We start from the raw sequence: 6,727 nt of genomic DNA, 5'->3' as shown, positions 1-6,727 counted from the left end.
GGATATTCTAGCTATATTTTTTTACAGAACAAGATCTTGACAAATGGTTGTGCTTATTCGGTGGTAGAAAGTTTTTGATTTAAAAGTAATTTATTTTTCCATAAAAAATGAAAATAATAATGTTTCTAAAATAGTAAGCGGTCAGATTTTTACAAATTTTTGTAATAATCTGACCGCTTAGACTGCAAAATAAACGACTGGTTATTGTATAAGGTGGTTTCCTCATCTTTGTACTATTATTGGTAACGGAACGGCATAATAGATATTCTATTCCAAAGAACAGTCAGTTTATCTGTAAGTTTAATATATTGCTCATTACTGTCTAGATTGGATATTTTTGCAAAATTCAGAAAAGGAAAGCGAGGTCGAGGAGCTGGGGGTAAAACAGCAGTTTTTGGACTTTTAAAAAGGAATGGGATGGTCTATACCGTTATTGTTTTCGATACTACGACAAGTACATTACTCCCTGTAATTAAAAGGAAAATTGTCCCTGATAGTGTTGTATATACAGATCATTATCGTAGTTATAATGCTCTTGATATCAGTGATTTTCAACATTTTAGAATTAACCATTCAACTGATTTTGCCAAAGGAAAAAATCATATAAATGGAATTGAAAATTTTTGGTCACAAGCAAAGCGAGTTTTAAGGAAATATAACGGAATTGATAAGAAAAACTTTCATTTATTTTTAAAGGAATGTGAGTTTAGATTTAACTATGAGACACCAAAAAATCAGTTGAAGACTCTGAAAAAATGGTGTTAAATTCAGGGCTAATCTATGTCAGCCCCTTATATTATCATATTTTATCAAAATTATTTTGAAATAACTTCTTTAGTAAAGTCTGCCATTGCTTCTTTACCCCAAGTTGCTGGGAAGAATAAAATATCAGTTTGCCCTACATTATTATTTAAAGGACGTACACCAAATTCTTGACTAAGTTTTTGTTGTACCTCAGCAGAGCTTATCCAGTTAACAAATAATAAAGATGCTGCAGGGTGAGGACTATTTTTTGCAACAGTAATTACATTACCACCTCCTGGCATACCAAATTTAGGTACATAGAATTTTAAACGAGAAGTAATAGCGCCTTGTTTTTGTAAGCTAAATAAATGATCTTGCCAAGCAGAAACTAAATCTAATTCACCATCATTTAAACGAGTTAAACTATCAGCATTAGAAGAAGTACGGGTCATATTTTCTTTATTTTTTGCAAACCAATCCCAAGTTGTTTTCCAAGACTTAACTTGTTTTTCATCAACATCTTGAACTTGATAATTATAATCTCCACCAACATAAATTAAAGCTCGCTCAATAAATGCTTTACCTGAAGCTCCCCCATTTGGATCGGCATAGCCAAATTTCTTAGGATTAGCCTGTAAATAAGATTGAACGTCTTCCCACGTTTGCGGTAATTTATCTTCACTTAAACGTAACGGATCATAAGCAAAACCAGTTTGGTTCCCCCAGAATCCCACACCATAATTACCTAAATCAACACCTTGTAAAAAATGGTTTGCATTAGTAAAATTTGGTAATTTAGATAAGTCAGCTAAAACATCAGATTTTAATACTGTTGGATAGGCGTCAGCTCCCACTGCTATAACATCCATTTTACCTTTTTCTAAGTTTTTCTCTGCTAATAGTTTATTGATATTTCCATCAGAAGTTCCTTCAGGAATACGCACTTTCACACCATACTGCTCTTCAAAAGATTTCACAAAAATACGAAACTGAGGTTGTAAATACCAAATACTAGCAACAACCTGCCCTTCTTTTTTAGCTTGAGCTTCAATTTCTTCCCAAGATTTTTGGCTGAGATCTTGAGCAGAAACTGAACTAGCAAGGGATATTGCCGTGCAAGTTAAGCCAAAAGAAAGAAATTTTGTTAATTTACGCATAATGTACTCCTATAAATTATTAGGCTTTGCCTGTAGATTGAGAGAGATAATTTCCCTTTAATAATTTTTCAATAATCATCATTAAAATAATATTTGGTACTAACAAAATTAATGATACAACCGCTGCATTTGGACGAATAAATGAATATCCTAAAAATGAATATAGGATTGTCGGTACAGTAATAAAATCAGGTGACCCAATAACAAATGATATAGAAAACTCTTCGATACTTTTTACTAAACAAAAAATAATAGCGGCTAAGAAACTTGGTTTTAACATTGGTAAATAGACATCTTTAAAAGTTGTCAATTTAGATGCCCCAAGATCTCGACTAGCATCAATTAGATCCTGTGGTACAGATGAAAAGCCAGAAGATAAAATACGAATAGCATAAGGTAATGTCATTACGGTATGACCAATAACAATTCCAATAAAAGGAGTTGTTATGTTCAATGCTAATAACATTTGGCTAAAAAATAATGCAATGATCATTCCAGGAATGACTAAAGGAATTAGCGTTAAAAGCTCAGCTAATTTCTTGCCACGAAACTCCATTCTACCAAAAGCATAAGACGTTGGGATAGCTAACAAAATAGCAATTAACGCAACGCTTGGTGCTATCGTATAGCTGTTAAACATTGCTTCTGGCAAAGAGGTTTGTTGCCATACATTTATCCAACGTTCAAAAGAAAGAGATGGAGGTAAAATATCTGGATAACTCCAAGGCTCATTTGGATCAACTAATGACCACAACCCTGCCATCAAGAATGGAATAAATAACCAAATAGAATTTGCCACTATAAAAAAAGTTAAAGAAATTTTGGCAATTAATCGACCATTTTTAGTTCTAACTGGTTGTTGTGAAGTTTGGCTCATTTTATTTCTCCTTTCTTATGGCTTAGTGGTCGAATAATGATAGAAATTAATATAGTAAAGAATGCAGAAGTTAACATTATCATCATTGCCATAACCGCACTTTGATTCCATTCTTCAAATTGATAAGCCGTCATTTGCATCAAGCGAGCAAGTGCATAAGTGTCTCTAGGTCCTGCTATACTGTAAAATGCGAAGTCCCCTAAAGCACCTATAAAGATTAGGATAAAAGAAACTTGCACAGCACCAAGACTTAGAGGAAAAACAACATACTTAAAACGTTGCCAAGGACCAGAACCTAAATTAGCAGCAGCATCAAGTAGATCTGATTTTAATGAATTCACAGCTCCGCCAATTAGAATTAATGCAAATGGAATATTTTTCCACATTTGTAGGATAACTATCCCCCAACCAAATTCATCATTTTGTAAAGTTCGAGGACTATCCCAAATACCCAAGAAAACTAATGTTTCATTCAAAATACCGTGATAAGAAATCATATTAACGAATAAGAATGCAGCAACCAAACCAGGTACTAACATTGGTGCTCTTAGAGTAGTAATTATTGCAACTTTCCCTGCCATAGGTTTACGTAACCACATTGCAATGGGATAAGCAACTATAATGGAAAAAATAGCACCAAGTAATGAAACTTTAATTGAATACATTAATGCTTTTTGGAATACTTCATCAGTAAGAACTGACTGCCAATGAGTTAAAGTAAATATCTCTGGTTCTCCAAAAACATTATGTAATCCAAAACTTTGTAACACAACAATATAAAATGTTGACCCCATCAGAAGCAAAATCGTTCCTAATCCCGATATAAGTAAAAGCCACGCTTTTATGTCATTTCTGAATTTATTCATACAGCCTCCAAGAAATGAATAGCGGTACTTGGTAAATTAAAATGTAAAAGTTTATCCGCTGGAATATTCGGATATTTGGTCAATTGTAAGCGGATTTTGTGTTCAGGGTGATTAGGTAAAATAGCTTGTACTTCTGTTAAATTTCCCATAAATGCTGTTTGTACTACTTCAACTGTAAATTGATTTTCTCCAGACGAATTTACATCACACAGCACAGCATCTTCTGGACGGAAACAAATGTAAACTCGATTTGAATCTGGTTTTTTATTTGATTTAGCAACAAAATCACCAAAAATTGACCGTACTTGGTAAAGGTCATCACCTAAACTACTAACTTCAGCCTCAACAATATTCGCAATACCTATAAAATCAGCAACAAAGCGACTCACTGGTTGATGATAAATTTCTAATGGTGTACCGATTTGCTCAATACTACCTTTATTGAGGACAATAATTTTATCTGACATCGCCAATGCTTCTGCCTGATCGTGAGTAACATAGATACTAGTTAAATTATATTGATGTGATAATTGTTTAATTTCAAAACGCACCGTTTCTCTCAATTTAGCATCTAAGTTCGATAAGGGTTCATCAAATAAAATAACATCAGGACGAGTAACCATTGCACGAGCTAAAGCTACACGCTGTTGTTGACCTCCAGAGAGTTGGTTTGGCATTTTTAACTTATGCATTTCTAAATCCATTTGTTTTAATGCCATATTCAAACGAGCAACTTGTTCATCTTTTACTATATTCTTTTGTTGTAAACCATAACAAATATTATGAGAGACATTCAGATGTGGGAAGAGGGCATAAGATTGAAAACACATTGCTGTATTTCTTTTTTCAGGAGGTACAAAATTAACATTGTTACCTCCAATAACTACTTCACCTTCATCTGCTTGATAAAAACCCGCTATTAATTTTAATAAAGATGTTTTTCCACAGCCACTCGGACCAAGTAATGTAACAAACTCTCCTTCCTCTGCTGTAAAAGTAATATTTTTTGCAGCATAAAAATCTCCAAATTTTTTTGTTACATTTTTTATTTCTAGTTTTGCCATTATGTCCTCTTTATTTTTTATAAATTACTTATTGTTTTTAATCTTAACACTCTAAATTTAGAGATATTAATTAATTAGTTAATTCCTTAGAAGTATATTTTCTTTGAATTGTTAAGTAGATCACACTAAAATTTTTTAAAATAATTAGCTATTGAGTATTTTTTTATTTGGTGCAAAATGATTACAACTTATTTGACTAAAGGTTAAATTTAAAGATAAAGAGGTAAGAAAATGGGATTTAATTTTAACGTAAGTGAACAAGGAATTATTTTAGCAAATAGCCATCGTGGTTATAATACTAAATACCCTGAAAATACAATGCACGCATTTATCGGTGCATTTAAGGAAGGTACTCACAGTATTGAATTAGATATTGCGATGACAAAAGATGAAAAAATAGTAGTGATTCACGATTTTTCTATTGAACGAGTTTCCAATGGTGAAGGTTATGTCGAGCAAATGACACTAGCTGAACTTAGACAATATGATTTTGGTGTTAAATTTTCACCTGAATTTAAAAATACTCAAATTCCAGAATTACGTGATGTGCTAAATTGGGCAGTAGAGAACAAATTAGGACTCATTGTTGAAGCCAAACAACGCAGAAACCATCAACGTTTTGCTAAGGTTTTAGTTTCATTGTTACAAGAAACTAAATCCGTTGATAATATTCTTCTACTTGGTTTTGATCACGTTTTAATTAATAAAGTAAAAACATTATTGCCAGAAATTAAACTTCAAGTTGTTACACTTGCTCGCTACAATGATCAACTCTCTGCAGTGCTTGGCTCAAATGCAAGTAGTGTTTGTGTAGAATATCATTATGTTGGTAAAGAAGATTTAATCGCTTATAAAAAAGCAGGATTATCTGTTCGTTTATACATACACGAGTCAAAAGAACCTATATTAAAAGTTTATAACCGAAAATATGGTTATGATGTAGAAAGTGAAATCATCAGTTGGTTACAAGAAGGATTAATTGATATGTTGAGCCACGATGATATTCCATATTTAAAAGAACTTATTAACAAAGCAGGTAAAAAGGCTTACTAAAATAATTGAATAAATAACAGACAATAAATACTGGAAATATTTAGGGCTAACCTATGTCAGCCCCAATAATAATTCTTCTCAAATAGAAAAGCGGTTGGTTAATCGGTATTTTTTACAAAAAACTGATGAAAACCAACCGCTTATTTGCTTAATTAACAGACTAATCCATTTCACTCATTAAACTTGCATTACCACCTGCTGCTGCAGTGTTAATACTGACTGCTTTTTCGTGTAATAATGGGAAGAGAGATAAGGCTAAATCTAAACTTTCAACATAGGTTAAGATTGCCCCTTCTCGTTGTGCAAAATGTAATTTTTGTTCAACGGATAATGGATCAAGTACAACCAACACACTCAATTCAGAAAGTGTATTGAAATCATCGACCACTGAAATTAGGTTGCCAAAATGAGAGGCGTGTTGAAAAAGAGGCGAACCATTTAATACCACCGCTTTACTTCCCGCTACCGCAATGGCAATCAATGCTTTAATTTGTGCGTCTAACGATCCATTGCTAATTGCAATGATTGGACGAGATACTAAACACATAAAGTTATCTTCACCAGTGATACCTTGCATCGTGAGCACTTTTCCAAGCGGAGATTGATCTGATAATTGATTCATTAAGGTCATTGCATTATCCAGTTCAGCTCCTGATAATGTTGCCTTAAGTCCTGCTACAAGGGATGATAAATCAACTTTTTCACCACCTTCAATGTCCTGTAAATCCCATTCCTTACGATTCACTAAACGTTGTAAGTAGAGTGGTCCACCCGCTTTTGGTCCTGTACCAGATAAGCCCATTCCACCAAATGGTTGAACCCCTACAACTGCACCGACAGTATTGCGGTTCACATATAAATTACCTGCCTCAATTGTTGCTAACCATTGCTCAACAGTTTCATCAATACGGCTATGTAATCCACTGGTTAATCCAAAACCAGTCGAGTTAATATCTTTCATCACTT

The 6,727-nt window shown here is 33.3% G+C and carries 6 protein-coding genes and 1 pseudogene; 2 read left to right on the top strand and 5 right to left on the bottom strand.

Features of this window, described 5'->3' with window-relative positions; all coding sequences use genetic code 11:
- Positions 1-336: 336 nt before the first annotated feature.
- Positions 337-765, top strand: a pseudogene (locus Q1J40_RS01505) (IS1595 family transposase); the annotation flags it as partial.
- Positions 766-815: 50 nt separating this feature from the next.
- Here Q1J40_RS01505 and Q1J40_RS01500 read toward each other — a convergent pair.
- From Q1J40_RS01500 to Q1J40_RS01485, 4 genes are read right to left on the bottom strand one after another with little or no spacing between them, the layout of a single operon-like run.
- Entirely contained in the window at positions 816-1,904 is a 1,089-nt protein-coding gene (locus Q1J40_RS01500) for an extracellular solute-binding protein (RefSeq protein ID WP_301098271.1), read from the bottom strand.
- Between the two features lie 16 nt (positions 1,905-1,920).
- Positions 1,921-2,778 (bottom strand): ABC transporter permease, encoded by an 858-nt coding sequence (locus tag Q1J40_RS01495; protein WP_301098270.1) that lies wholly within the window; start codon positions 2,776-2,778, stop codon positions 1,921-1,923.
- Positions 2,775-3,644 carry an ABC transporter permease gene (locus Q1J40_RS01490; RefSeq protein ID WP_301098269.1) on the bottom strand — a complete coding sequence of 290 codons (870 nt, stop codon included), beginning with the start codon at positions 3,642-3,644 and terminating at the stop codon, positions 2,775-2,777. Before Q1J40_RS01490 ends, Q1J40_RS01495 begins: the two co-directional genes overlap by 4 nt.
- Positions 3,641-4,708: an ABC transporter ATP-binding protein gene (locus tag Q1J40_RS01485; protein WP_301098268.1), complete on the bottom strand. Its 1,068-nt coding sequence runs from the start codon at positions 4,706-4,708 to the stop codon at positions 3,641-3,643. The genes Q1J40_RS01490 and Q1J40_RS01485 overlap by 4 nt, the downstream gene beginning before the upstream one ends.
- 231 nt (positions 4,709-4,939) lie before the next feature.
- On the opposite strand from Q1J40_RS01485, the gene Q1J40_RS01480 reads away from it, so the two are divergent.
- Positions 4,940-5,761, top strand: coding sequence for a glycerophosphodiester phosphodiesterase (locus Q1J40_RS01480; RefSeq protein WP_301098267.1), 822 nt, complete (start codon positions 4,940-4,942; stop codon positions 5,759-5,761).
- Between the two features lie 160 nt (positions 5,762-5,921).
- On the opposite strand, the gene Q1J40_RS01475 is transcribed toward Q1J40_RS01480, so the two are convergent.
- On the bottom strand, positions 5,922-6,727 hold an 806-nt coding region (locus Q1J40_RS01475; RefSeq protein ID WP_301098266.1), incomplete at its 5' end, for an aldehyde dehydrogenase family protein.

The sequence above is a fragment of the Otariodibacter sp. genome, from assembly GCF_029256985.1.
Lineage (GTDB): Bacteria > Pseudomonadota > Gammaproteobacteria > Enterobacterales > Pasteurellaceae > Otariodibacter.
This window is presented reverse-complemented; position numbering and strand designations above follow the sequence as displayed.

Excerpts from the sequence above, each read along its gene's own strand:
- Q1J40_RS01480 (WP_301098267.1), top strand. The coding sequence starts at position 4,940 with ATGGGATTTAATTTTAACGTAAGTGAACAAGGAATTATTTTAGCAAAT.
- Q1J40_RS01485 (WP_301098268.1), bottom strand. The coding sequence starts at position 4,708 with ATGGCAAAACTAGAAATAAAAAATGTAACAAAAAAATTTGGAGATTTT.
- Q1J40_RS01495 (WP_301098270.1), bottom strand. The coding sequence starts at position 2,778 with ATGAGCCAAACTTCACAACAACCAGTTAGAACTAAAAATGGTCGATTA.
- Q1J40_RS01490 (WP_301098269.1), bottom strand. The coding sequence starts at position 3,644 with ATGAATAAATTCAGAAATGACATAAAAGCGTGGCTTTTACTTATATCG.